Annotated in this window: 20 protein-coding genes; 12 read left to right on the top strand and 8 right to left on the bottom strand. The window is 72.5% G+C overall.

The window, feature by feature from the left end:
- Positions 1-378, bottom strand: a complete 378-nt coding sequence (locus tag ABZ930_RS35065) for a DUF4440 domain-containing protein (RefSeq protein ID WP_361557324.1) — start codon at positions 376-378, stop codon at positions 1-3.
- A 147-nt stretch (positions 379-525) separates the two neighbouring features.
- On the opposite strand from ABZ930_RS35065, the gene ABZ930_RS35060 reads away from it, so the two are divergent.
- A complete protein-coding gene (locus tag ABZ930_RS35060; protein ID WP_361557321.1) occupies positions 526-987 on the top strand; it encodes a hypothetical protein in 462 nt (153 codons plus the stop codon).
- 117 nt (positions 988-1104) lie between these two features.
- Positions 1105-2922, top strand: a complete 1818-nt coding sequence (locus ABZ930_RS35055; RefSeq protein WP_361557318.1) for a glycoside hydrolase family 18 protein — start codon at positions 1105-1107, stop codon at positions 2920-2922.
- Here ABZ930_RS35055 and ABZ930_RS35050 read toward each other — a convergent pair.
- From ABZ930_RS35050 to gabT, 4 genes are all read right to left on the bottom strand, one after another.
- Positions 2919-4205: a hypothetical protein gene (locus ABZ930_RS35050; protein WP_361557315.1), complete on the bottom strand. Its 1287-nt coding sequence runs from the start codon at positions 4203-4205 to the stop codon at positions 2919-2921. The two genes, ABZ930_RS35055 and ABZ930_RS35050, sit on opposite strands and share 4 nt — an antisense overlap.
- Positions 4206-4209: 4 nt before the next feature.
- Positions 4210-6693: an AAA family ATPase gene (locus tag ABZ930_RS35045; RefSeq protein WP_361557312.1), complete on the bottom strand. Its 2484-nt coding sequence runs from the start codon at positions 6691-6693 to the stop codon at positions 4210-4212.
- Positions 6694-6709: 16 nt separating this feature from the next.
- The gene (locus ABZ930_RS35040) at positions 6710-7240 is read right to left on the bottom strand and encodes a phosphatase PAP2 family protein (protein ID WP_361557309.1); all 531 of its coding nucleotides are present in this window, start codon (positions 7238-7240) and stop codon (positions 6710-6712) included.
- A 394-nt stretch (positions 7241-7634) separates the two neighbouring features.
- Positions 7635-8969, bottom strand: coding sequence for a 4-aminobutyrate--2-oxoglutarate transaminase (gene gabT / locus ABZ930_RS35035; protein ID WP_361557306.1), 1335 nt, complete (start codon positions 8967-8969; stop codon positions 7635-7637).
- A 283-nt stretch (positions 8970-9252) separates the two neighbouring features.
- Here gabT and ABZ930_RS35030 point away from each other — a divergent pair, with 283 nt between their 5' ends.
- The 3 genes from ABZ930_RS35030 (at position 9253) to ABZ930_RS35020 (ending at position 14954) form a co-directional block, all read left to right on the top strand.
- The gene (locus ABZ930_RS35030) at positions 9253-11388 is read left to right on the top strand and encodes an ATP-binding protein (RefSeq protein ID WP_361557303.1); all 2136 of its coding nucleotides are present in this window, start codon (positions 9253-9255) and stop codon (positions 11386-11388) included.
- Positions 11389-11526: 138 nt separating this feature from the next.
- The gene (locus tag ABZ930_RS35025; protein WP_361557300.1) at positions 11527-13194 is read left to right on the top strand and encodes a PucR family transcriptional regulator; all 1668 of its coding nucleotides are present in this window, start codon (positions 11527-11529) and stop codon (positions 13192-13194) included.
- Positions 13195-13508: 314 nt separating this feature from the next.
- Complete coding sequence (locus tag ABZ930_RS35020; protein WP_361557297.1) at positions 13509-14954, top strand: aldehyde dehydrogenase family protein; 1446 nt, start codon at positions 13509-13511, stop codon at positions 14952-14954.
- A 120-nt stretch (positions 14955-15074) separates the two neighbouring features.
- On the opposite strand, the gene ABZ930_RS35015 is transcribed toward ABZ930_RS35020, so the two are convergent.
- Positions 15075-15395: a transcriptional regulator gene (locus ABZ930_RS35015; protein WP_361557294.1), complete on the bottom strand. Its 321-nt coding sequence runs from the start codon at positions 15393-15395 to the stop codon at positions 15075-15077.
- A complete protein-coding gene (locus tag ABZ930_RS35010; RefSeq protein WP_361557291.1) occupies positions 15392-15883 on the bottom strand; it encodes a hypothetical protein in 492 nt (163 codons plus the stop codon). Before ABZ930_RS35010 ends, ABZ930_RS35015 begins: the two co-directional genes overlap by 4 nt.
- A gap of 111 nt (positions 15884-15994) precedes the next feature.
- Here ABZ930_RS35010 and ABZ930_RS35005 point away from each other — a divergent pair, with 111 nt between their 5' ends.
- Together ABZ930_RS35005 and ABZ930_RS35000 are read left to right on the top strand one after the other, a co-directional pair.
- Positions 15995-16423: a hypothetical protein gene (locus tag ABZ930_RS35005; RefSeq protein ID WP_361557288.1), complete on the top strand. Its 429-nt coding sequence runs from the start codon at positions 15995-15997 to the stop codon at positions 16421-16423.
- A gap of 106 nt (positions 16424-16529) precedes the next feature.
- Positions 16530-18470, top strand: a complete 1941-nt coding sequence (locus ABZ930_RS35000) for an acyl-CoA dehydrogenase family protein (RefSeq protein ID WP_361557285.1) — start codon at positions 16530-16532, stop codon at positions 18468-18470.
- Positions 18471-18476: 6 nt separating this feature from the next.
- Here the strand turns inward: ABZ930_RS35000 and ABZ930_RS34995 are convergent, their stop codons facing one another.
- Positions 18477-19409 carry a LysR substrate-binding domain-containing protein gene (locus ABZ930_RS34995; RefSeq protein ID WP_361557282.1) on the bottom strand — a complete coding sequence of 311 codons (933 nt, stop codon included), beginning with the start codon at positions 19407-19409 and terminating at the stop codon, positions 18477-18479.
- Between the two features lie 166 nt (positions 19410-19575).
- Between ABZ930_RS34995 and ABZ930_RS34990 the strand changes: the two genes are divergently transcribed.
- The 5 genes from ABZ930_RS34990 to ispG all read left to right on the top strand — a co-directional run bounded on the left by ABZ930_RS34990 (position 19576) and on the right by ispG (position 24882).
- Positions 19576-20466 carry an SDR family oxidoreductase gene (locus ABZ930_RS34990; RefSeq protein ID WP_361557279.1) on the top strand — a complete coding sequence of 297 codons (891 nt, stop codon included), beginning with the start codon at positions 19576-19578 and terminating at the stop codon, positions 20464-20466.
- A 63-nt stretch (positions 20467-20529) separates the two neighbouring features.
- The gene (locus ABZ930_RS34985; protein WP_361557276.1) at positions 20530-20925 is read left to right on the top strand and encodes a hypothetical protein; all 396 of its coding nucleotides are present in this window, start codon (positions 20530-20532) and stop codon (positions 20923-20925) included.
- 58 nt (positions 20926-20983) lie between these two features.
- Positions 20984-22270 carry a 1-deoxy-D-xylulose-5-phosphate reductoisomerase gene (gene dxr / locus ABZ930_RS34980; RefSeq protein ID WP_361557273.1) on the top strand — a complete coding sequence of 429 codons (1287 nt, stop codon included), beginning with the start codon at positions 20984-20986 and terminating at the stop codon, positions 22268-22270.
- Positions 22267-23568, top strand: a complete 1302-nt coding sequence (locus ABZ930_RS34975; protein WP_361557270.1) for a site-2 protease family protein — start codon at positions 22267-22269, stop codon at positions 23566-23568. The genes dxr and ABZ930_RS34975 overlap by 4 nt, the downstream gene beginning before the upstream one ends.
- Before the next feature lie 156 nt (positions 23569-23724).
- Entirely contained in the window at positions 23725-24882 is a 1158-nt protein-coding gene (ispG, locus tag ABZ930_RS34970) for a flavodoxin-dependent (E)-4-hydroxy-3-methylbut-2-enyl-diphosphate synthase (RefSeq protein ID WP_111667304.1), read from the top strand.
- Positions 24883-25015 lie beyond the last annotated feature (133 nt).

The following is a 25015-nucleotide window of genomic DNA, read 5'->3' as shown; positions in this document are numbered from 1 at the left end:
TCACTCCTCCGTGGGCGTCCCCTGATGGAAGTACAGCCGCCACCCGGCCTCCGGGTGGCGGCGCCATACGGAGCTGCGCCGCACGCGGCGCTCGGGGCGTGCCGCGTGGTACGTCAGGTGCACGACGCCGGGCGCGAGCAGGGTGCCCGCCATCTCCGTGACGACCACGGGTGCCTCGGGGCCGATGTCCCCCGAACCCGTCACCTCCAGGATGGTCTGTCGCCCCCAGCGCCGCCCGGACGCCCCGAACTCGAAGAACTCCGGGTCGAGGAGCGCGGTCACGAGGGCGTCGGACGCGCGCACCTCCGGGTCGAGCAGCCTCAGTTCGCCGTCGATCGCGGCCTGGATCTGCTGCCGTGCGTCTGGGGTGGCTTCCATGCCGGGAGAGTAGTGAACCGGCGTACGCCCTGATGGGACCTGTGATCCGGTTCACTCCGGGAAAGCTGCCGAACCCGCGTAATGCTCGGGCCCCCGCCCCCCTCTCGCTCGTGACCATCGGAGTCGAAGCGAGAGGGAGGTCCCGCCATGACTGGCTCAGGCGCGGCTAAGTCGGCGGTCGAGTGGCTGGTGTCGGTGGCGCCGGATCCGGAGGCGTGCCGCTGGGAGTGGGAGCGCAATCCGCTCGGGGTGGCGCTGTTGCCCGCGGGCAGGGAGTGGGACGTCCTGATCCTGCCGGGGGAGCTGGGTTACCCCACGCTCGACGTCCTCACCCGTGTCATCGACCGCCCGGGACCGGTCCTCGCCGACTTCGGGGAGGCCCGGATGGGCTTCTTCGTCCCGGCCGGCACGGTCGCGCGCTGGCTCGGCACGGGGGTGCGGGGCGCGGGCCACGGCACCTGGATCGTGGTCCCCTACCCGGGCCGCGCCACCGGCGGCGTGCGCTGGCTGGTGCCGCCGGACGGCCAGGGCACGCTCACCGATCCGGCGCTCCTCGAACTCGCGATGCACGAGGCGGCGGCCCAACTGGCCCGGGAGACGGGGGAGTAGGCGGGGCACAAGATGATCTCGTGGGTCCGCGAACCCTTGACAACTCAATTGGTCTGGACCAAGTTGGGCGCACTCCGCTCCACCGTGCCCCTTCCCCCGCCACGCCCGGAGGCAGCCATGGCCCGTACCGGACCATCCCGTAGATTCCTGACCGCCGTGACGGCCGCGACGCTGGCCGCCGCCGGCCTCACCGCGCTGTCCGCACCCGCCCACGCGGCCGACACCGAACTGGCCCGCAACGGCGGCTTCGAGTCGGGCCTGGACGGCTGGACGTGCTCGGCGGGCACCGGAAAGATCGTCAGCTCGCCGACGCACGGCGGCACTTCGGCCCTCCAGGGCACCCCGACCGCGGGCGACAACGCCCAGTGCACGCAGACCGTGACGGTCAAGCCCGGCTCCACGTACTCGCTCTCCGGTTACGTGCGCGGCAGTTACGTCTACCTCGGCGCGACCGGCACCGGCACCACGGACGTCTCGACGTGGACCCAGTCGGCGGCCGACTGGCAGAAACTGTCGACGACGTTCACGACCGGCCCGTCCACCACCAAGGTCACTCTCTTCACGCACGGCTGGTACGGCACCCCCGCCTACACCGTCGACGACCTCAGCCTGATCGGCCCCGGCGGCGAGGCCCCCGTCCTCCCGGCCGCCCCGACCGGCGTCAAGGCGGGCACCGTCACCGCCACCTCCGTCGCCCTGTCCTGGCCCGCCGTCTCCGGCGCGACGAGCTACGCGGTGTACCTCAACGGCACCAAGTCCCGCACGGTGACCGGCACGTCGACGACCCTCACCGGTCTCACGCCCGCCACCGCGTACAGCCTCCAGGTCACCGCGCTCAACGACGCGGGCGAGTCGTCGAAGTCGACGGCCGTCACGGCCACCACGGCCCAGGGCTCGGGCGGCAACCAGGGCTCCACGGACCTTCCCGCGCACGCCCTCGTCGGCTACCTCCACGCCAGCTTCGCCAACGGCTCCGGCTACACCCGCATGGCCGACGTCCCCGACAGCTGGGACGTCATCGACCTCGCCTTCGGCGAGCCGACCTCGGTGACCTCCGGCGACATCCGCTTCAACCGCTGCCCGGTCACCGAGTGCCCGAACGTCGAGTCGGACGCCGACTTCAAGGCCGCGATCAAGGCCAAGCAGGCGGCCGGCAAGAAGGTGCTGATCTCGATCGGCGGCCAGAACGGCCAGGTCCAGCTCACCACCACGGCGGCCCGCGACACCTTCGTCTCGTCCGTCTCGAAGATCATCGACACCTACGGTCTCGACGGTCTCGACATCGACTTCGAGGGCCACTCGCTGTCCCTGAACACGGGCGACACCGACTTCAAGAACCCGACCACCCCGGTGATCGTGAACCTGATCTCGGCGCTGAAGACCCTCAAGGCCAAGTACGGCGACAAGTTCGTCCTGACGATGGCCCCGGAGACCTTCTTCGTCCAGAACGGCTACCAGTTCTACGGCAGCGGCAAGTGGGGCGGCCAGGACCCGCGCTGCGGCGCCTACCTCCCGGTCATCTACGCCATGCGCGACGACCTGAGCCTGCTGCACGTCCAGGACTACAACTCGGGCCCGATCATGGGCCTCGACAACCAGTACCACTCCATGGGCGGCGCCGACTTCCACATCGCCATGACCGACATGCTCCTGACGGGCTTCCCGGTCGCGGGCGACGCGAACAACGTCTTCCCGCCGCTCCGCCCCGACCAGGTCGCCATCGGCATGCCGGCCTCCACCAACGCGGGCAACGGCTACGTCTCCCCGGCCGAGCAGAACAAGGCCCTGAACTGCCTCACCAAGAAGACCGACTGCGGCGCCTACACGACCCACGGGACGTGGCCGGCCCTGCGCGGTCTGATGACGTGGTCGGTCAACTGGGACCGGTTCAACAACTACGAGTTCCAGAAGAACTTCGACGCCTACTTCGGCTAGCCGCGCCGGGTCGTCTCGGCGAGCAGCTCCGCGAGGAACTCCGCCCGCCGGGGCGACTCCAGTGCCCCCAGTGCCGCGGGCAGGTCCAGCGGCACCGGGCGCACCCGCGCCGACACACTCCCGTCCCAGCGCCGCACGGCCACGGCCGCACGGTCCCCCGACGCCCCGCCCGGGTGCAGCAGCACGCAGGTGGGCGGGGCGTCGCCGGGGTCGCGGGCCAGGGCGTGCGCGTACAGGAAGGCCTGGTACAGGTCGGCGGTCGAGACCTTCCGGGTGTCGTACAGCTTGTACTTGACGTCCACCGGGCGCACGAAGGGCAGCGCGTCCGTGCCGCCGCGGACCAGGACGTCGGGGCGCACCTCGCTGTAGGGGCGGGCGGTCCGCTCGTTCCACAGGACGTAGGTGTGCCGGGACTGGCCCTCGACGGTGAGGCCCGTGCCCGTCGCCGCCTCCGCCAGCAGCCGGGTCGTGAACAGCTCGAACAGCTCGTTCATGTCGATCAGGAAGGCCCGCGCGGCCAGCGGCCCGGCGCCGAAGAGGTCGTCGAGGCCGCCGCCGGTGAGCAGCAGCGCCGACCAGAAGTGGGCGGGGCGGTAGTGCTCGTTGTGCCGGTGATAGGTCAGCCGCCCCAGGTCCGCGCGGACGTCGGCCGGCCGGGTCGGCGTGTACTGCGCGAAGCGGGCCGCGACCCGGCGGGCGCGCGCCCGGACCGAGAGCGACGCGGTGGTGCGCGCCGCGAGATCGGCGGCGGCCGCGCACACCCGGTTGTCCGCGATGTCCGTGTCGAAGTCGTCGTAGCGGCAGGCCAGCCGGTCCAACCGCCCGTAGTGGTGCAGGAGTTGACGGTCGGGCAGGAGACGTCCCCGGACGGCGGGCAGCGGTTCCTCACGGCGCACGTAGTCACGGCGCACCCCGCGCGCGAGCAGCCGCTCGGCGTGCTCGGTGACCATCAGGGCCACCAGGTCCCGCAGCTGCGGCGCCCCGTCGGCGAAGGTGCGCGGCGCGGGCAGCGCCTCGGGGGCGGCGCCGACCGCGTGGTGCAGCATCCGCAGCACGTCCAGGCCGGTGCCCAAATACTTGGGCTCGACGCGGATCTCGCAGCCGTCCAGGGCGACGACGCCGACGTACTGGCCCGCGCCCACCTCGATCCGGCCACCGGTCAGTTCGCGGACCCGCAGACGGCGCGCGAACCGCTCGTCGGCGACCGCCCGCCGGTCCGCGGCGCTCAGCCGCACCCCGCCGAACTCCCGGCTCTCGTACTCGCGCAGGACAAGCACCCGCACCGGCCTACTCCGCCTGGTCCTTGACCTGGAACTCCGCGTAGAGGGCGGCGATCAGCTTCTCGTCCTCGACCTCGCGCAGCGTGTGGTTGTCGCGGTCCACCAGCTCCTCGCCCAGGAACGCCGCGAGCAGCGTGTAGTCGTCGTACGCGTACTCCTGGAGCAGCGGCAGCACCTCGCCCCGCACGATCGCGGCGAGTTCGGCCGCCGAGTCCACCGGGGTGCCGCCCGGCAGGAAGTAGGCGTGGCCGATCTGCTTCTCGCGGTCGAGGCGGGTGCGGATGCGTTCGTTGAGGGCGTCCAGCATCTCGGCGAGGTGCAGCTGATCGACGTAACAGCCCTCCAGCGGTGTGGAGTCGGGGAGGAGTTCGAGGAACGCGAAGCGGCGGCGGACGGCCGCGTCGAGCATCCGGATGGAGCGGTCGGCGGTGTTCATCGTGCCGATGAGCCGGACGTTCGGCGGGACGGCGAAGCGCTCGCCGCTCAGCGGCAGCGTGACCGTGCGGCCCCGCTTGTCCCGCTCGATCAGGGTGATCAACTCGCCCAGGATCTTGGGGAGATCGCCCCGGTTCAGCTCGTCGACGACGATCAGGTACGGGCGCCCGGGGTCCGCCGCCGCGGCCTGGCAGACCCGCTTGAAGACGCCGTCGACCAGGTCGAGCGCGAGCCCGGTGCCCCCGGCGCCGCGCACCGGCCGGAACCCCTCGACGAAGTCCTCGTAGCCGTAACCGGGATGGAAGGTGACCACGGTCAGCAGCCCCGCATCCGCCAGCGCGGCGAGAGCGGCCTCGTAGGCGGGGGAGCCGGGCTCCGCGTACGGATCGACGCCGGGGAGTCCGCAGACCTCGCCGAGCCCGCGCACCGCGTGGTTCAGGGCGGTGTACGTCTTTCCGGTGCCGGGCGGGCCGAACAGGACGACCTGGCCGCGCCGGTCGAGACCCTCTGCGATGCGCCGCAGCAGCGGGGACGGCGGGGGAGCGGGGACCTCGTCCGGCTGCCCGGCCGCTTCCGGTGTCTCCGCCCGCTGCACGTCCTTGATCCGCTTCCAGACGGCGGGCGGCACGTCCTTCACCGTCACCGTCGCCCAGGAACGCTCGGGCTCGGCGAGGCGGCCCGCGTAGTCCTCGTCCCACTCCACGGAGACGGTGTGCCGGTGGTCCGCCCGCTCGGGGCGCCACGCGTAGCCCTCGTCGGTGACCCGGCCCACGGCGAGGATCTGGCTGGCCCCCGTGTTGGCGACGACGAGGTCGCCGGCGCGCAGGCTCAGCAGCTTCCAGACCTCGTTCGCCTTCGCGGAGACCTTCGACTGGAAGTTGTTGTGCTGGGCGCTGAACGCCTCCCGGAACGCGGCCGCGTACTCGTCCTTGTCGGCGAACTCGCGCAGATCGCCGATCTCGTCCCAGCCCACCGCGATGTACCCGCCCGCGCGGCACTGCTCCCACAGCTCGCCGTCCCGGCCCGCCGCGATCTTGACGATCTGCTGGACCCGGTTCGGATCCGCCCACCAGTACAGGAACCGCACCACGAGCTGCGGCGGCCAGCCCGCGAACCGCTCGTCGGCGTCGATCACCTGCTTGAGCCTCGCCTGGAGCGCGAACCGTTCGAGACGCGGCGCGGGCTCGCCCGTCAGCCGGTGCAGGAAGTGGCGCACGAAGTCGCCCGCGTAGACCGGGAGCGTGGACTCCGGCGCGTACACCGACAGGGTCTTGGCGATCAGGGAGGGGCCCGAGCGGACCGCGTCGATCGAGTCGATGTCGGAGAGGCGTCCGTCGCGGGCCGCCTCCACGGCCTCGACGATCCCGGCGCGCACCGCCTGCCACGCCGTCTCGACGTCGGGATGGCGCGGGTCGTGCCACCAGCTGCCGTCCTTGCGGCGGAAGACGAGGTGCTTCATCGCCGAGCCGCCCGCGATGCTGCCGAGCGCGTTGCTGCCGAACTCGACGCGGTAGCAGTACGGCTGAGTGGTGGCGCTGTCGCCCTGCCCGAGCGCGTAGCGCGCCAGCGGCAGCGTGGGCCACTCGGCGAGCGGGAACGCCTCCCGGATCCCGGCCGCCTGCTCCTCCGCCTCGGCCAGGGCCTTCTCGTGGGCGCCGCGGTCGAACGCGGCGAGCGCGTCGGCGAGCGGCCACGGCCGCATGGTCTCGGCCTGCGCGGCGCTGACCGGTTCGAGGACGCAGCCGCACACGCCGGTGACCGGGCGTCCCTGGGCGTTGAGCAGCCCCGCCTCCCGGGCGAACGCGGCACGTCCCGCGATGTCGTCGGTCGGCGCCGAGTCGATCAGGCGCCGCCAGAGCAGCCGGTCCGGATCGGGGGCCCGGCGCAGGGTGTGCGAGTCCGTCAGATGGCCGCAGTCGGGGTCGTGGTGGGTCTTCTGTCCGTGCAGCGGCAGGATCACCGTGCCCGGCGACGGGGTGAGGGCGTACTCCCGGCCCTCGAAGGCCACGACCGTCCGCTCCCCGGTCCCGGTCGCCCGCTCCAGCCCGTCCGCCATGCGCTGCCCGCCTCCGTCAACCGTCGCCGTCCGGCTGACGACCGTACCGCGCCCAGAGGTGGGCGAGTCCGGTGATCAGCAGGACGGACAGGCACCAGCTGCCGATCACGTCGACCGGCCAGTGATAGCCCTGCCGTACGAGCCCGACGCCGACGCCCACGTTCAGCACGACGCAGCCGAGGGCGAGTTCACGTCTGCGGAGCAGCAGGGCGCAGATCCCGTACGCGACGGCCGCCGTCGCCGCGTGTCCTGACGGATAGAACCCCGTGGCGGGTGCCATCGGCGGTGGTCCCGGCCGGGCCAGCACCGCCTGGAGCGGGCCGACCAGGGCGAGGGTGACGAGCATGGCCACGGCCGCGCCCGTCGCGGGACGCCAGTCGCGGGTGCGCCAGGTGACGACGGCGAGGACCGCGCCCAGAACCGGGAGGGCGACCTGGAGGTTGCCGAGGTCCGCGAAGAACTCGGCCGGGGCCGAGGGGATGCCGCTGGTGCGGATCGCGTCACCGAGGCGTTCGTCGGGGGAGAGCAGAGGGCCGTCCGCCGCCACCTGCCAGGTGAGGACCGCGAAGAGCAGGGCCGCGAAGGCGGCGAGAAAAGTGGCCGGGCGCCCCGGAGCAGGGGGGGTAGCTCCGAGGCGCCCGATCTGATCGGCGTGCCGCGCGCCCCGGGGGGTTTGGGGCGGGCGACCGTCCGATCGGTGAGGAGTTCCGGAGCCAGAGGCTCCGGGTGTGTGCGCGAGGGCACGACCAGGGCGGGGCTGGGGAGGCTCCGACCCGGAACCGTCCGCGGTTTCCTTTGGACGGGGTGTTTCTCTCATCTGCAGAAACCGTACGTCAGGGGATGGGGGCCACGACAGCCGGTTCGGCAAGCTGCCATGGGGCCCCCACACCTTCTTCACATGCTCCGACCGCCGCTCCGGATGCGGCGGAACCCCGAACCGCTCAGAGAGCGGCGAGAGCGCCCTCGATGATGTCCAGGCCCTCGTTGAGCAGGTCCTGGCCGATGACCAGCGGCGGCAGGAAGCGCAGCACGTTGCCGTAGGTGCCACAGGTGAGGACGAGCAGGCCCTCGGCGTGGCAGGCCTTGGCGAGGGCGCCGGCGGTCGCCGCGTCCGGCTCCTTGGTCGCCGGGTCCTTGACCAGCTCGATGGCGATCATCGCGCCGCGGCCGCGCACGTCGCCGATGACGGAGAACTTCTCCTGCATCGCCGTCAGGCGGGCCTTCATCGTCGACTCGATCTCCTTCGCCCTGGCGTTGAGGTCGAGCTCCTTCATCGTCTCGATGGCGCCGAGCGCACCGGCGCAGGCCACCGGGTTGCCGCCGTAGGTGCCGCCGAGGCCGCCCGCGTGCGCGGCGTCCATGATCTCGGCCCTGCCGGTCACGGCGGCGAGCGGCAGGCCGCCCGCGATGCCCTTGGCGGTGGTGATCAGGTCGGGGACGATGCCCTCGTCCTCGCACGCGAACCACTGGCCGGTGCGGCAGAAGCCGGACTGGATCTCGTCCGCGACGAAGACGATGCCGTTGTCAGCGGCGAACTCGCGGATCGCGGGCAGGAAGCCCTTGGCCGGCTCGATGAAGCCGCCCTCGCCGAGCACCGGCTCGATGATGATCGCGGCGACGTTCTCCGCGCCGATCTGCTTGGTGATCTGGTCGATCGCCTGCGCGGAGGCCTCGGCGCCCGCGTTCTCCTCGCCGGTCAGCCAGCGGTAGCCGTAGGCCACCGGTACCCGGTACACCTCGGGGGCGAACGGGCCGAAGCCCTGCTTGTACGGCATGTTCTTGCTGGTCAGCGCCATCGTCAGGTTCGTACGGCCGTGGTAGCCGTGGTCGAAGACGACGACCGCCTGGCGCTTGGTGTACGCACGGGCGATCTTGACGGCGTTCTCGACGGCCTCGGCGCCGGAGTTGAACAGCGCCGACTTCTTGGCGTGGTCGCCAGGCGTCAGCTCCGCGAGCGCCTCGGCGACGGCGACGTAGCCCTCGTACGGCGTGACCATGAAGCAGGTGTGGGTGAACTCCTGCAACTGGGCGGAGGCGCGGCGGACCACGGCCTCGGCGGAGGCGCCGACCGAGGTCACGGCGATGCCGGAACCGAAGTCGATCAGCCGGTTGCCGTCGACGTCCTCGATGATGCCGCGGTCCACGCGGGCGGTGAACACCGGCAGCGTGGAGCCCACGCCGGCCGCGACCGCGGCGAGGCGGCGCTCCTGCAGCTCCTGCGACTTCGGGCCGGGGATGGCGGTGACGACGCGGCGCTCCTGCGGGATGTCGCTCATGCGGGGCTCCTGGTTCTGAAGAGGGCGTGTCACCGGGCTCTGGTCCGGTTTCGCCGGGATGTACGGGGGCTTTCCTCGCAGGTTAGGGGCGAGGGAAGGGGCCGGTCATGCTCCATCGGGGTGGGGTCGTCCCGGTCCGTTGTCCGCCGTGGACATATACATACGGAGGCAGGTAACGGCGGAAGGCACGCGTAACGGGGCGCGTAACCGGTGAACTCCCTAGGTACGGGCACTACATTGAGGCCGATTCGCAGAAAAATGCGCTGAGCAGGGGGCAAGGGCCATGGACACCGAGGGCACGCAGGGCACGAGCGGCGCCGCCGCGGAGCACGGCCGTGCCGCCGTGCCGCATCCGGCCCGCCCGGTCGCACCGCCACCGCGGCCCGCGCACGCGCCGGGCGTGCGGGACGAGGCGGCCGCCGGGTCGGAGTTCCTGACCTGGCTGCGCACCCCGCGGCCGACCGCCGCGCCGGGCGTGTGGCGGTTCGGACACCGGCCGCGGCCCGAGGCGGAACCGGCGGTGACGCCGGTCCGGCAGCTGTTCAGCGGCGCGGTCATCGCGTTCCTGGTGGGCTGGCTGGTCTGGTCGCTGCTGTGGAACGGATACCTGGGCGGCTGGTGGCTGCTGCCGCTGTACGCGATGGTCCCGGACTCCTGGGCGTCCCCGCACTCGTTCACCTCCGTCGTCGTCGTGTACCTCTACTACGGGATCTTCGCCGTCGGGATCATGGTCGCCGTCGGGCGGCTCGGCCGCTGGGCGGAGATCTGGCGCCGCTTCGGCTACCCGGCGTGGCGCAAGGCCGCCGTGCCGGTGCAGGCCGCCCGGCCCGTCGCCCCGGAGAAGGACCCCGTCCAGTGGCCCACCCTGCGCGAGGCCGGTGCCGCCGAGGCCGCCGACCGGCTCGGCGCCGACGCCCGCGCCGGGCTGATGCGCGACGTCGACCACGCCCGGATCGCCCGCGCCTGGCAGGGCGTGAAGCGCGGCCGGCACCCGCTCGCCGCGTTCTCCGCCGCCGTGCTCAAGGACGGCGCCGCGGCCTGCCCGCACCCCTCGGGCGTCCGCGACCTGCCCGCCCGCGCCGCCCGCCACGACCTCGGCACGGCGCAGGTCAGACTCGGCGCCGCCGCCGACGACGAGCGCAACCCGTACATGTACCGCGGTGTCGGCCTCGGCATCGGCCCCGATCTGCTCGGCACCTCGCTGCTCGCGGTCGGCCCGCCCGGCGCCGGCAAGACCAGCGCCGTCGTGTGGCCGCTCGCCGAATCGCTGTGCCTGGGCGCGCTCGCCGGACGGGCCGCCGTGATCGTCGTCGGCGCGGCCGGCGCGGGCCTCGGCCCGCAGGACGCCTACGACGTCGTGGTCCGCGTCGGTCAGCCCGACTCGGTGTACGACCTCGACCTGTACGGCGGCTCCACCGACCCGGACGAGGCCGCGGCCGTGCTCGCCGAGGCGCTCGTCGGCGACCTCGCCGACCCGCATCCGAGCGGCGACAGCCGCCGCTCCACGACCGTCCTCGGCCAGCTGCTCGGTCCGTACCACGCGGTGCACGGCCGTTTCCCGTCCGTCCCCGAACTGCGGCAGCTGCTCGACGGGGCGCCCACCGCCCTCGGCGCGCTGCGCAAGGCGCTCGTCGAGGCCGGGCACGAGGCGATGCTGCGCGAACTCGACGCGCGGGAGCGGCAGCTGGGCCACCCGGGTGACGTGGGCGCGGTGCTCGCCGACCGGATCGCGCTGCTCGACCGGCCCGCCTTCGCGTCGTTCTTCGACACGTCCGGGCGCACCCGCCCGTTCTCGCTGCGCGCCCTCGACCACCCGGTCCGGGTCCGCGTCGACCTGCCCGAGCGCGGGCACGCCGACGCCTCCCGGATCCTGGCCCGGCTCGTCCTCGCCCAGTTCACGGCGAACGTGGCGGTGCGCGAGGACCGCTCCCTGTTCGCCTGCCTCGTCCTCGACGACGCCACCGGGGTCGTCACCCCGCAGACCGTGCGGGCCGTGCAGCGGCTGCGCTCGGCCAACGCGGGCGCCGTCCTGACCCTGCGCACCCTCGACGACGTGCCGCGCGCGCTGCGCTCCCCGCTGCTCGGCGCGGTCGGCTGCCGGATGGCGCTGTCCGGCCTCACCCCGTGGGACGGCCAGGACTTCGCCGAGGTCTGGGGCAAGGAGTGGACCGAGACCCGCGACGTCACCGACCGGCAGATCATCGCCGAGACCCCGGCGGGCAAGGCGCTGCACGCCGTGCGCCGGGTGATCACCGGGCGGGCGCCGACCGCCCGCGCGGTCACGGTCCGCCAGGTCGAGCGCGAACGCTGGTCGGCCTCCGACCTCGCGCACGCCGTCCCGCCCGGCCATGCCGTGCTCTCCCTCACCACGGTCCGCGGCGAGCACGCGCCGCCGCTCCTGGTCGATCTGCGGGGCTGAGGGGGTCCGGACCGCGGGGCGGCTCCGGGAGTACGTACGGTAAGGCAGAATCGGCACGGGACGTTCATACGGAGCGTCCAAAAGATTCACAAGCACAGCCGGTTCCGCCCTCCCCCCACAGCTCACCTGAAGGCCGCCATGCCGCCCACGCTCGCCTCGCTCGTCCACCACTCGGCGCTCAAACTCACCGTGCGCGCGGGCGAGGCGCACCTGGACACCCCCGTTCGCTGGGCACACGTGAGCGAGCTGGCAGATCCCGTGCCCTACATGGAGGGCGGGGAGCTGCTGCTCATCACCGCCCTCAAACTGGACGCCGACGACCCGGAGGCCATGCGCCGCTACGTGAAGCGGCTCGTCGGCGCGGGCGTCGTCGGGCTCGGTTTCGCCGTCGGGGTCAACTACGACGCCGTCCCCGAGGCGCTGGTGCGGGCCGCCCAGGACGAGGGCCTGCCGCTCCTCGAAGTACCGCCCCGTACGCCCTTCATCGCCATCAGCAAAGCCGTGTCGGCCGCCATCGCCGCCGACCAGTACCGGGCCGTCACCTCCGGGTTCGCCGCCCAGCGCGAGCTGACCAAGCAGGCGCTCGGCGAGGGCCCCGAGGGGCTGCTCTCCGTCCTCGCCGCCCAGGTCGACGGCTGGGCCGCGCTCTACGACGCCTCGGGCGCCGTCGTCGCCACCGCCCCGGAGTGGGCCGGACGCCGGGCGGCCCGGCTGACCGCCGACGTCGAACGGCTGCGGGAGCGCCCCGCACCGGCCAGCGCGGTCGTCGCGGGCGGCTCCGACAACGGCACCGACCGCGTGGAACTGCACTCCATCGGTACCGGGCGCAGGCCGCGGGCGGCGCTCGCGGTCGGCACGGCGGCCGCGCTCGGCACCGCCGAGCGGTACGCGCTGCACTCCGCCATCGCCCTGCTGACGCTGACCACCGAACGTTCCCGGGCCCTGTACGCGGCCGAGCAGCGGATCGGCGCGGCCGTGCTGCGCATGCTCCTCGCCGGCGAACCCGACCACGCGCGCGCCGTCGCCGGTGATCTGTACGGGGCGCTGCTCGACGCCCCGTTCCGGATGGTGCTGGCGGAGGCCGCGGCGCCGCCGCCGACCGGGGTCGCGCCGAGCGGGGGCCGGCCGGGCGGCGGTGCGCTGCTGCTCGCCGACGCGGTGACCGGGGCGGGCGGTCCGCCCGGTGACCCCGTACCGGTCCTCATCGACGTCGTGGAGTCCGCCGCCGCGCGCTCCGGCGAGGCCGTGCTCGTCGTGCCGGACGGGGAGCGCGTGGTGCTCCTCGTGGTCGACGGGGGAGCGGCGGCCGAGGCGTGCGGGCACTACGCGGAGGCGCTGGAGGTGACCCGGTCCGCGGCCTCCGGTTCCTCGGGCGGCCCCGACGAGGAACTGGTCATCGGCTTCTCGGCGCCGGCCGGGCCGATCGCGGCGGCCACCGCGTTCAAGCAGGCCGAGCAGGCGCTGTCGGTCGCGCGGCGGCGCGGGCGGGTGCTGGTCGAGCACGAGGACGTCGTCGCCGGTTCGGTGCTGCCGCTGCTCGGGGACGACGCGGTGCGGGCGTTCGCGGACGGGTTGCTGCGGGCGCTGCGCGATCACGACGCGACGGGGCGTGGTGACCTGGTCGCCTCGTTGCGGGCCTGGTTGTCGCGGCACGGCCAGTGGGACGCGGCTGCCGCCGATCTCGGGGTCCACCGGCACACGCTGCGCTATCGCATGCGCCGGGTCGAGGAGATCCTGGGCCGCTCCCTGGACGACCCGGACGTCCGCATGGAGCTGTGGCTGGCCCTGAAGGCGACCGGGGCCTGATCTGTGGGGGCTGGTCGCGCAGTTCCCCGCGCCCCTGAAGGCCTGCGCTGCGCGCGCCTTCCCCTGCCCCTGAGCGAGCGCAGCCCGCTCCCAGGGGCGCGGGGAACTGCGCGAGAAGCGGCCACCGGGCCGCGGAAGGCGACGCTCCCAGGGGCGCGGGGAACTGCGCGACCGGCCACACTCGACCCGCACCCGACGAACCGTCCAACAACGCACCCCGAACACTCCAGCCCGGCCAAACCGATCCGCCCGGCACCCCACCTAACGTGGACCCCGCACAAGCCCACGAACACGGAGAGGCCGGTAGAAGACACATGACCGCCACCCACGCCTTCTGGCTCGCCGGCCGCCAGGCCACCGGGGACGAGACCTTCGACGTCCACAACTCCTACGACGGCCGTCTCGTCGGCACCGTCGCCGTGCCGACCGAGGCCCAGGTGGAAGAGGCCGTCGCGGCGGCCCACGCCGTGGTCGACGAGTTCGCGGCGACCCCGGCGCACGTACGGGCCAAGGCCCTGAACCACGTCGCCGACCGCCTCACCGAGCGCACCGAGGAGATCGCCCTGCTGATCTCCGCGGAGAACGGCAAGCCGATCAAGTGGGCCCGCGGCGAGGTCGGCCGCGCGGTCTCCGTGTTCCGGTTCGCCGCCGAGGAGGCCCGCCGCTGGAACAGCGGTGACGCCCAGCGCCTCGACACCGACGCCGGCGGCACCGGCCGTCTCGCCCTGACCCGCCGCATCCCGAAGGGCGTCGTCCTCGGCATCGCGCCGTTCAACTTCCCGCTGAACCTGAGCGCCCACAAGGTCGCCCCGGCCATCGCGGTCGGCGCCCCGATCATCCTGAAGCCGGCGCCCGCGACCCCGATCTCCTCCCTGGTCCTGGGCGAGCTGCTCGCGGAGACGGACCTCCCGGCCGGTTCCTGGTCGGTCCTGACCGTGCCGAACGACAAGATGCCCGCCCTGGTCCAGGACGAGCGCCTCCCGGTCATCTCCTTCACCGGCTCGGGCCCCGTCGGCTACGCGATCATGGACAGCGTCCCGCGCAAGCACTGCACGCTGGAGCTCGGCGGCAACGGCGCTGCGGTCGTCCTCGCCGACTACGCCTCCGAGCAGGACCTCGACTGGGCCGCGACCCGCATCGCGACCTTCTCCAACTACCAGGGCGGCCAGTCCTGCATCTCGGTGCAGCGCGTCATCGCCGACGCCGCCGTCTACGACCGGCTGCTCCCGAAGATCGTCGCGGCCGTCGAGGCGCAGGTCACCGGCGACCCGGCCGACGACGCCACCGACGTGGGCCCGCTGGTCAGCGAGGACGCCGCGAAGCGCGTGGAGACCTGGGTGACCGAGGCCGTCGACGCCGGCGCCTCCCTCCTCGCGGGCGGCAAGCGGGACGGCGCCACCTACGCGCCGACCGTCCTGGCCGACGTACCGGCCGACGTCACGATCTCCTGCGAGGAGGTCTTCGGACCGGTCCTCACGGTCAAGAAGGTCGACGGGGAGGCGGAGGCGTTCGCCGCCGTCAACGACTCCAAGTACGGCCTCCAGGCAGGCGTGTTCACCCACGACCTCCAGACCGCCTTCCGCGCCCACCGCGCCCTCGAGGTCGGCGGCGTCGTGGTCGGCGACGTGCCCTCCTACCGCGCCGACCAGATGCCGTACGGCGGCGCCAAGCAGTCCGGCGTCGGCCGCGAGGGCGTGCGCTACGCGATGGACGACTACACCTACGAGCGCGTCCTGGTCCTGACCGGCCTGGCCCTGTAGAAGCCCCGCGAGAACCCGGCGCGCGCCTGTCCCGCGCGCCGACCACGACGGCGGCCCGAACCCACTGTGCGGGGGTTCGGGCCGTCGTCTTTCTGTTCCCCCGTCGGGCTGCGGCGGTGATCAGGGAGCCGGATCGGACGGCCCCACGATCGCCCGCAGCGCCGCGAGGTGCCCCCGGTAGGCGGCCCGGCCGCGCCGGGTCAGGTGGAGCCACACGCGTTGGCGGGTGTCGCGGACGGCCTTGCGCTGCTCGACGTAGCCGGCGTCCATCAGCACGGCGACGTGCTTGCTCAGCACGGAGGCGGAGAAGCCGAGTTGCTGCTGGACCAGGCCGAACTCCGCCTCGCCCGCGGTGTCCAGGAGGGCGCAGATGCGCAGCCGGTTCGGGGCGTGGACGGTGGCGTCGAACCCCTCCAGGGGGTCGGGAGGCTCGGCGTTCACGCGGTCTTCCGGTGCAGGCGGACGAAGGCGAGGTGGAAGCCGACGGACACGGCGGCACCGATGACCGAGGCCGCGATCAGCCACACCGGCCGTCCGGTGGCGCGGAATCCGAACCCCGCACCCACCAGCAGCACGGGCAGCCCGACCGCGAGCGGGACGCTCGCCCGCTTCGGCAGCACGTCCCAGCGCAGCGCCACCCCGGTCCTGTCGCGCCACTTCCTGGCCGCGACGGTGAAGAGCGCCCCGTACACCGCGGTGATCGCCAGCATGATGCCGGCCCAGGCGGGTCCCGGCAGGAGCCAGTCCCGGTCCGCCAGGACACCTCCGTAGACGATCGGGAGCGCCGCGACGTACAGCGTCAGCGTGACGAAGAACCAGTTCGGCCACGGCGTGGCCGACAGCGCGGCGGCCGAGGCCCGGACGTGCTCGGTGTCGGCCAGAGCGGAACGCGCCTGCTCCGGCGTCAGTCGTACCCCGTTAGTTTCCATGACGGAAAGAGTAGCGGTCTGTTTCCGGTATGGAAAGTGAGCGAGCGTCGGCAGGGTCGGCTCCCGCGGGCGCCCGCCCCCGTTGTCAGTGCCGCCCCCTACATTCCTCCCATGGCCACCTTCACCGACCTCAACTTCAAGCTCGTCGTCATCGAGAAGCTGATGTACGACGACGAGACGCTCACGCCCGCCTTCCGGATGGCCGACCTACTCAAGGAGCGCGGGCTCGGCGACGACCCGTGGACGTACGCCTACGACCACGACCTGGCGTTCAAGGTCGTGCCGGAGGCGAAGGAGTACTTCGAGGCGCTGGAGATCAGTGACGAACTGCTCGCCTCCGTCGAGGAGTTGGGGATGGACGGCGGGCTGCGGGTGTACCAGGAGTGCGCGCCGGTCTGGGACGGGGAGGACGACCTGTTCGACATCCAGGTGCTCGACGACCTGGCGCTCCTGCCGAACCTGCGGCGCGTCTGCGGCTCGGAGTTCCTCGGACCCGAGCTGCGGTCCGCACTCGCCGCGCGGGGCATCGTCGCCGACTAGGCCCCGAGGGCTGGCCGACATGCCGGTTTTCGGGTACATACGATCGAGTAGCACCGGCCGGTAACGGACCGGGCCGGTGGACCCGACGCGCGGCGAGGTGAACCTCATGTCCGCAACACCCCAGCAGCAGGCGAAGGTCTCCGAACGGGAGGCCCGGCAGGTCGCCGAGGCCGCACGCGAACAGGACTGGCGCAAGCCCAGTTTCGCGAAGGAGCTGTTCCTCGGCCGGTTCCGGATCGACCTCATCCACCCGCACCCGATGCCCGCCGACGAGGACGCCCAGCGCGGCGAGGAGTTCCTGGCGAAGCTGCGCGACTTCTGCGAGACGGAGATCGACTCGGCCCGCATCGAGCGGGAGGCGAAGATCCCCGACGAGACGGTCAACGGGCTCAAGGAGCTCGGCGCGCTCGGCATGAAGATCGACACCAAGTACGGCGGGCTCGGCCTCACCCAGGTGTACTACAACAAGTCGCTCGCCCTGGTCGGCTCCGCGTCCCCGGCGATCGGCGCCCTGCTCTCCGCGCACCAGTCCATCGGCGTACCGCAGCCGCTGAAGCTGTTCGGGACGCAGGAGCAGAAGGACACGTTCCTGCCGCGCTGCGCCCGTACCGACATCAGCGCGTTCCTGCTCACCGAGCCGGACGTCGGCTCCGACCCGGCCCGGCTCGCCACCACCGCCGTCCCCGACGGCGACTCCTACGTCCTCGACGGCGTGAAGCTGTGGACGACGAACGGCGTCGTCGCCGATCTGCTCGTCGTGATGGCGCGCGTCCCCAAGTCCGAGGGGCACAAGGGCGGGATCACCGCCTTCGTGGTCGAGGCCGGCTCCGAGGGCGTCACGGTCGAGAACCGCAACGCGTTCATGGGCCTGCGCGGCCTGGAGAACGGCGTCACCCGCTTCGACCGGGTACGGGTGCCTGCGGCGAACCGGATCGGGCCCGAGGGCGCCGGACTGAAGATCGCGCTCACGACCCTCAACACCGGGCGCCTCTCGCTGCCCGCGATGTGCGTCGGCGCCGGCAAGTGGTGCCTGAAGATCGCCCGCGAGTGGTCGGCGGCGCGCGAGCAGTGGGGCAAGCCGGTCGCGTTCCACGAGGCGGTCGGCGCGAAGATCAGCTTCATCGCGGCGACCACCTTCGCCCTGGAGGCCGTCGTCGACCTCTCCTCCCAGATGGCCGACGAGGACCGCAACGACATCCGCATCGAGGCCGCCCTCGCCAAGCTGTACGGCTCGGAGATGGGCTGCCTGATGGCGGACGAGCTGGTGCAGATCCGCGGCGGCCGCGGCTTCGAGACCGCCGAATCGCTCGCCGCCCGCGGCGAACGCGCGGTCCCCGCCGAGCAGATCCTGCGCGACCTGCGGATCAACCGCATCTTCGAGGGCTCGACCGAGATCATGCACCTGCTGATCGCCCGCGAGGCCGTGGACGCCCACCTGTCCGTCGCGGGCGACCTCATCGACCCCGACAAGTCACTGTCCGACAAGGCGCGGGCGGGCGCGAAGGCGGGCGGCTTCTACGCCCGCTGGCTGCCCAAGCTGGTCGCGGGCCCCGGCCAGCTCCCGCGCTCGTACGGCGAGTTCCACCCGGCGGGCCACCGCGACCTGTCCGGCCATCTGCGCTACGTGGAGCGCTCGGCCCGCAAGCTGGCCCGCTCCACCTTCTACGCGATGTCCCGCTGGCAGGGCCGCATGGAGACCAAGCAGGGCTTCCTCGGCCGCATCGTCGACATCGGCGCCGAACTGTTCGCGATGAGCGCGGCCTGCGTACGCGCCGAACTCCTGCGCACCACCGAGGAGTACGGCCGCGAGGCGTACCAGCTCGCCGACGTCTTCTGCGGCCAGGCCCGCATCCGCGTCGACGAACTCTTCGACCGGCTGTGGACCAACACCGACGAGCTGGACCGCAAGGTCGTCAAGGGCGTCCTCGGCGGCACGTACACCTGGCTCGAGCAGGGCGTCGTCGACCCGAGCGGCGACGGACCCTGGATCGCGGACGCGACACCCGGGGCCAGCAAGCGGGAGAACGTGCACCGGCCCATCCGCTGACGGCGGCTACTCCCCGGGCCCGGTCAGCCGGGCCCGGGCGATCTTCCGGAAGTCGGCGACCAGACGGCTCCGCTCGCCCGCCCGCGTCGCCAGCACCACATGGCTCGGCTCGACGCCCTCCAGCGGGATCGCGACGATGTCGGGCCGCATCCGGTGCACCCGCAGACCGCCCGCCGAGATCGCCAGCGACTGCCCGTCCGCGACGAGTTCGAGCTTGTCCTCCAGGGCGTCGATGACCGGCCCGTCCGGCGCCCGGCTCCCGTCGGGCCGCGGATCGATCCGCCAGAACGCGTTCCACGACGAGTGGCCGCCCGCCATCCGCGGCAGGGACTCGCCCGCGATGTCGTCCACCGTCACCGACTCCCGCCCGGCGAGCCGGTGGCCGAGCGGGACGAGCAGCACACGCGGCTCGTCGTAGAGCACCGAGACGTCCAACTGGCCGGTGGGGAAGGGGAGCCGGGCCACCACCGCGTCCACCCGGTGGTCGAGCAGCGCGGTGCGGGGCTCGTCCCAGTTCAGCGCCACGCCCCGCACCTCGGCGTCCGGATGGCGGCTGCGCAGCTCCCGCACGGCGGGCGTGACGATGATCCCGCTGATGAACCCCACCGCGCACCGGCCCGGCTCGGCGGCCGCCCGGGCCTGCGCGGCCGCCTGCCCCGCCGACTTCAGCAGCGCCCTGGCCCGGGGCAGGAACACCTCCCCGGCCGCCGTGAGCCGGGAGCCCTGCGGCGTCCGGTCGAGCAGCCGCGCCCCCAGCTGCTGCTCCAGCCGCCGGATCTGCCGGCTCAGGGACGGCTGCGTGGTGAGCAGCGCCTCGGCGGCCCGCCCGAAGTGCCGGTGCTCGGCGACGACGGTGAAGTAGCGCACGAGACGCAGATCGAGATCGGCACCGGTCAGGGGCGCGGACGCGGACGGGGGCACGGGCGCGGATTCGGGCATACGGAAAGCGTATGCCCGGCCCGCGGGGACAGCCCGCCGGTCCAAGCTCCCGACCTGCGGTGATGCGGATTCCGTATTGCGCGATGCGGAACAAGCCTTGGACGTGCGCCCCGGTGGCCGCCGACGCTGGAGGCACCTCATCCCCTCCGCTCGCAAGGAGCACCCCATGCGCGTATTCGTCACCGGAGCCACCGGATTCATCGGCTCGGCCGTGGTCCGGGAACTGCTCTCCGCCGGGCACCGGGTCGTCGGCCTGGCCCGCTCCGACGCCTCGGCCACGGCCCTGGAGGCGGCCGGTGCCGAGCCGTACCGCGGCTCGCTCGCGGATCCCGACGGCCTGGCCGTCGCCGCGAAGGAGACCGACGGCGTCATCCACCTCGCCTTCGACCACAGCTTCACCGACCACGCCGGCGCGGGCCGCGCCGATCTGCGGGCCGTCGAGACGATGGGCGCCGCGCTCGAGGGCACCGGCAAGCCGCTCGTCGTCACGTCGGGCATGGTCACCGAGCCGGGCCTGGTCGCGACCGAGGACCTGCCGGGCGACCCGCGGTCGGCCGGCGCCGCCCGCGTGCCCAGCGAGGCCGCCACCCTCGCGCTCGCCGGGCGCGGTGTGCGCGCCTCGGTACTGCGGCTGCCCGCCTCCGTGCACGGCCGCGGCGACGGCGGCTTCGTTCCCCGGCTGATCGCCGTCGCCCGCGAGAAGGGCGCCGCCGCGGTGGTCGGCGACGGCGCGAGCACCTGGCCCGCCGTGCACCGCCGCGACGCGGCCCGCCTGTTCCGGCTCGCCGTGGAGTCGGCACCCGCCGGGGCCCGGCTGCACGGCGTCGCCGAGGAGGGCGTGCCGTTGCGGGACATCGCAGCCGTGATCGGCCGCCGCCTCGACGTGCCCGTGGTGCGGCTGACGCCCGAGGAGGCGCGGGAGCACTTCGGCTGGTTCGCCGGGTTCGCCTCCATGGACGTACGGGCGTCGAGCGAGCGGACGCGCACGAGTCTGGGCTGGCAGCCCACCGGGCCGACGCTCCTCGCGGACCTGGAGGACGCCGGCTACTTCGGCTGACGGGCCGCCGGACGCCGACGGGGGAGCTGCCGGTAGAGTCCGCCGGATCCGTCAGGGACAGTCATGATCACGACACGCACGGGGGTCGGCATGGAGCGCGACGAGACGAAGTACCGCGACGAACTGGAGCGCCGCTTCCTCGCGGAGACACAGCACCACCGAAGCCGCGGCCTCGCGCTCCTCGGAGTGGCCGGCCTGCTGTGGGCGTACGTCGCCCTCCGCCTCCTCCTGCCGTGGGCGGTCCTCGGCAACGATCCGGACTGCGACGCGCCGCTCTTCGAGGACGTCTTCATCGACGGCGACGGCCGCTTCCGCAACCCGTGCGCGGTCGAGGCCTGGCCGACGCTGCTCGGCGTGTCGGCGCTCTCCCTGCCGTTCGCCGTCGCCGGAGCGGCCTTCTACGTACGCGGACTCGTCACCGCCAATCTCGCCCACTACGTGCGCTCGATGACCCGCTGACCGCGAACTGCCGGGACACCCTGTCGGCTTCACGGCGACAGCACGCAAGAATGGGGCAATGACCGACAGCCCCGACAGCTCCGTCAGCCCGTCCCCGCTCGCGGATCCCCACCTCGTTTTCGATCCGGCCCCCACCGACACCCCGCGGGACATCGCCGTCCTGGGCGCGACGGGCTCGATCGGCACGCAGGCCATCGACCTGGTCCTGCGCAACCCGGACCGCTTCCGCGTCACCGCCCTGAGCGCCGCGGGCGGCAGGGTCGAACTCCTCGCCGAACAGGCCCGCCGACTGGGCGTGCGCACGGTCGCCGTGGCCCGCGAGGACGCCGTGCCGGCGCTGCGCGAGGCCCTGGCGGCCCAGTACGGCGCGGGGGAGCCGCTGCCGGAGATCCTGGCCGGGCCCGACGCCGCCACCGAGATCGCGGGGCGCGGCGACTGCCACACGGTGCTCAACGGCATCACCGGCTCCATCGGTCTGGCCCCGACGCTCGCCGCGCTCGAAGCGGGCCGCACGCTCGCGCTCGCCAACAAGGAATCGCTGATCGTCGGCGGCCCGCTGGTCAAGGACATCGCCGCGCCGGGCCAGATCATCCCGGTCGACTCGGAGCACGCGGCGCTCTTCCAGGCGCTCGCCGCCGGCACCCGCGCCGATGTGCGCAAGCTGGTCGTGACGGCGTCGGGCGGCCCGTTCCGCGGCCGGACCCGGGCCGATCTGGAGCAGGTCACCGTCGAGGACGCCCTCGCGCACCCCACCTGGGCGATGGGCCCGGTCATCACCATCAACTCCTCGACCCTGGTCAACAAGGGGCTGGAGGTCATCGAGGCACACCTGCTCTACGACATTCCGTTCGACCGCATCGAGGTCGTCGTCCACCCGCAGTCCTACGTGCACTCCATGGTCGAGTTCACCGACGGCTCCACGCTCGCCCAGGCCACCCCGCCCGACATGCGTGGGCCGATCGCCGTCGGCATCGGCTGGCCCGAGCGGATCCCCGACGCGGCCCCCGCCTTCGACTGGACGAAGGCCTCCACCTGGGAGTTCTTCCCCCTCGACAACGACGCGTTTCCGTCGGTGGGGCTCGCCCGGCACGTGGGGGAGCTCGCGGGGACGGCCCCGGCGGTGTTCAATGCCGCCAATGAGGAGTGCGTGGACGCGTTCCTGAAGGGCGCCCTGCCGTTCAACGGGATCATGGACACGGTGACGAAGGTCGTCGAGGAACACGGCACACCGGAAACGGGAACTTCACTCACCGTCGCGGACGTCCTCGAAGCGGAGACCTGGGCACGCGCCCGGGCCCGTGAACTGACCGCACAGGACAAGACGGCCGCGGAGGCTCGTGCATGACGACCCTGATGATGATCCTCGGCATAGTCGTCTTCGTGGTGGGCCTGCTCGTCTCCATCGCGTGGCACGAGCTGGGCCACCTGTCGACGGCGAAGCTCTTCGGCATCCGCGTGCCGCAGTACATGGTCGGCTTCGGCCCCACCCTCTTCTCGCGGAAGAAGGGCGACACCGAGTACGGCGTCAAGGCGATCCCGCTCGGCGGCTACATCCGCATGATCGGCATGTTCCCGCCCGGCGAGGACGGCAAGATCGAGGCGCGCTCCACCTCGCCCTTCCGCTCGATGGTGGAGGACGCGCGGGCCGCGGCCTTCGAGGAACTGCAGCCCGGCGACGAGACCCGGCTCTTCTACACGCGCAAGCCGTGGAAGCGCGTCATCGTCATGTTCGCGGGCCCGTTCATGAACCTGATCCTGGCGGTCGGGCTGTTCTTCACGGTCCTGATGGGCTTCGGGATCACGCAGCAGACGAACACGGTCGCCTCCGTCTCGGACTGCGTCATCAAGGCCAGCGCCGACCGTGACACCTGCAAGGCGTCCGACCCGGCGTCCCCGGCGAAGGCGGCCGGACTCCTGGCGAAGGACAAGATCGTGTCCTTCAACGGCGTCACGACGGACAAGTGGAACACCCTGTCCGACGAGATCCGGGAGAGCGCGGGCAAGACCGTCCCGATCGTCGTCGAGCGCGACGGACAGCGGAAGACCCTGACCGCGAAGATCGCCACGAACCAGGTGGCGAAGAAAGACTCCAGCGGCCAGATCACCGACGGCTACGTGAAGGCCGGCTTCCTCGGCTTCACCGCCGCCACCGGCGTCGTCCACCAGAGCTTCGGCGACTCGGTCTCCTGGATGACCGACAGGGTCGGCGACGCCGTCGACTCCATCGTGGCGCTGCCCGCGAAGATCCCCGCGCTGTGGGACGCCGCCTTCGGCGACGGCCCGCGCGAGGCGGACTCCCCGATGGGCGTGGTCGGCGCGGCCCGCGTCGGCGGCGACATCGCCGGGCTCGACATTCCCGCCACCCAGAAGGTGGCGATGTCGCTGATGCTGGTCGCGGGCTTCAACCTGTCGCTGTTCCTCTTCAACATGCTCCCGCTGCTGCCGCTGGACGGCGGGCACATCGCGGGCGCGCTCTGGGAGGCGCTGCGGCGCAACTTCGCGCGGGTGTTCCGGCGTCCCGACCCGGGCCCGTTCGACGTGGCGAAGCTCATGCCGGTCGCCTACGTCGTCGCGGGAATCTTCGTCTGTTTCACGATCCTGGTGCTGATCGCCGACGTCGTTAACCCGGTGAAAATCTCCTGATCGCGTGAGGTTCAGGGCGGCCGGGCACCCTGGGTGCCCGGCCGCCCACCTTCGGGTGGTCCAGCGGGGCGCGATGTGCTCGGCCGTGCGCCAGTGACGTAATCTCGGAAACCTCTGGACTCGATCCTCGATCCACACCTTGGGGTTGCACAGCAGATGACTGCGATTTCTCTCGGCATGCCGGACGTACCGACCAAGCTCGCCGAGCGGCGCAAGAGCCGGCAGATCCAGGTCGGCACGGTGGCCGTGGGCGGCGACGCCCCGGTGTCGGTGCAGTCGATGACGACCACGCGGACGTCCGACATCGGCGCCACGCTCCAGCAGATCGCCGAGCTGACCGCGTCGGGCTGCCAGATCGTGCGCGTGGCCTGTCCCACGCAGGACGACGCCGACGCGCTGCCGATCATCGCGAAGAAGTCGCAGATCCCGGTGATCGCCGACATCCACTTCCAGCCCAAGTACGTCTTCGCGGCCATCGAGGCGGGCTGCGCCGCGGTCCGCGTCAACCCGGGCAACATCAAGCAGTTCGACGACAAGGTCAAGGAGATCGCCAAGGCGGCGAAGGACCACGGAACCCCGATCCGCATCGGGGTCAACGCGGGCTCGCTGGACCGCCGCCTCCTCCAGAAGTACGGCAAGGCGACCCCCGAGGCCCTCGTCGAGTCGGCCCTGTGGGAGGCGTCGCTCTTCGAGGAGCACGACTTCCGCGAGATCAAGATCTCGGTCAAGCACAACGACCCGGTCGTCATGGTCAACGCGTACCGGCTGCTCGCCGAGAAGTGCGACTACCCGCTGCACCTCGGCGTCACCGAGGCCGGCCCCGCCTTCCAGGGCACCATCAAGTCGGCCGTCGCCTTCGGCGCGCTGCTCTCCGAGGGCATCGGCGACACGATCCGCGTCTCCCTCTCGGCCCCGCCGGTCGAGGAGATCAAGGTCGGCAACCAGATCCTGGAGTCGCTGAACCTCAAGCCCCGCCGGCTGGAGATCGTCTCCTGCCCGTCCTGCGGCCGCGCCCAGGTCGACGTCTACAAGCTGGCCGAGGAGGTCACCGCCGGGCTCGACGGCATGGAGGTGCCGCTCCGCGTCGCCGTCATGGGCTGCGTCGTCAACGGTCCGGGGGAGGCCCGTGAGGCCGACCTCGGCGTCGCCTCCGGCAACGGCAAGGGGCAGATCTTCGTCAAGGGCGAGGTCATCAAGACCGTCCCCGAGTCGAAGATCGTGGAGACGCTCATCGAAGAGGCGCTGAAGATCGCCGAGCAGATGGAGAAGGACGGCGTGGCCTCCGGCGAGCCGTCGGTCGCGGTCGCCGGCTGACCAAGGTTCAGGTCGCTTTTTACGCGCACCCGTCTGCCGGGTTCCTCCCGGTGGGCGGGTGCGCGTCTCGTCGTGGCCGGTCGCGCAGTTCCCCGCGCCCCTGGGAGCGAGCTCCGCTCGCCCAGGGGCGCGG

It is taken from the genome of Streptomyces sp. NPDC046716 (assembly GCF_040645755.1).
Taxonomy (GTDB): Bacteria; Actinomycetota; Actinomycetes; order Streptomycetales; family Streptomycetaceae; genus Streptomyces.
Note: the sequence above shows the minus strand (reverse complement) of the source record. Positions and strands in the feature narration are given on the sequence as shown.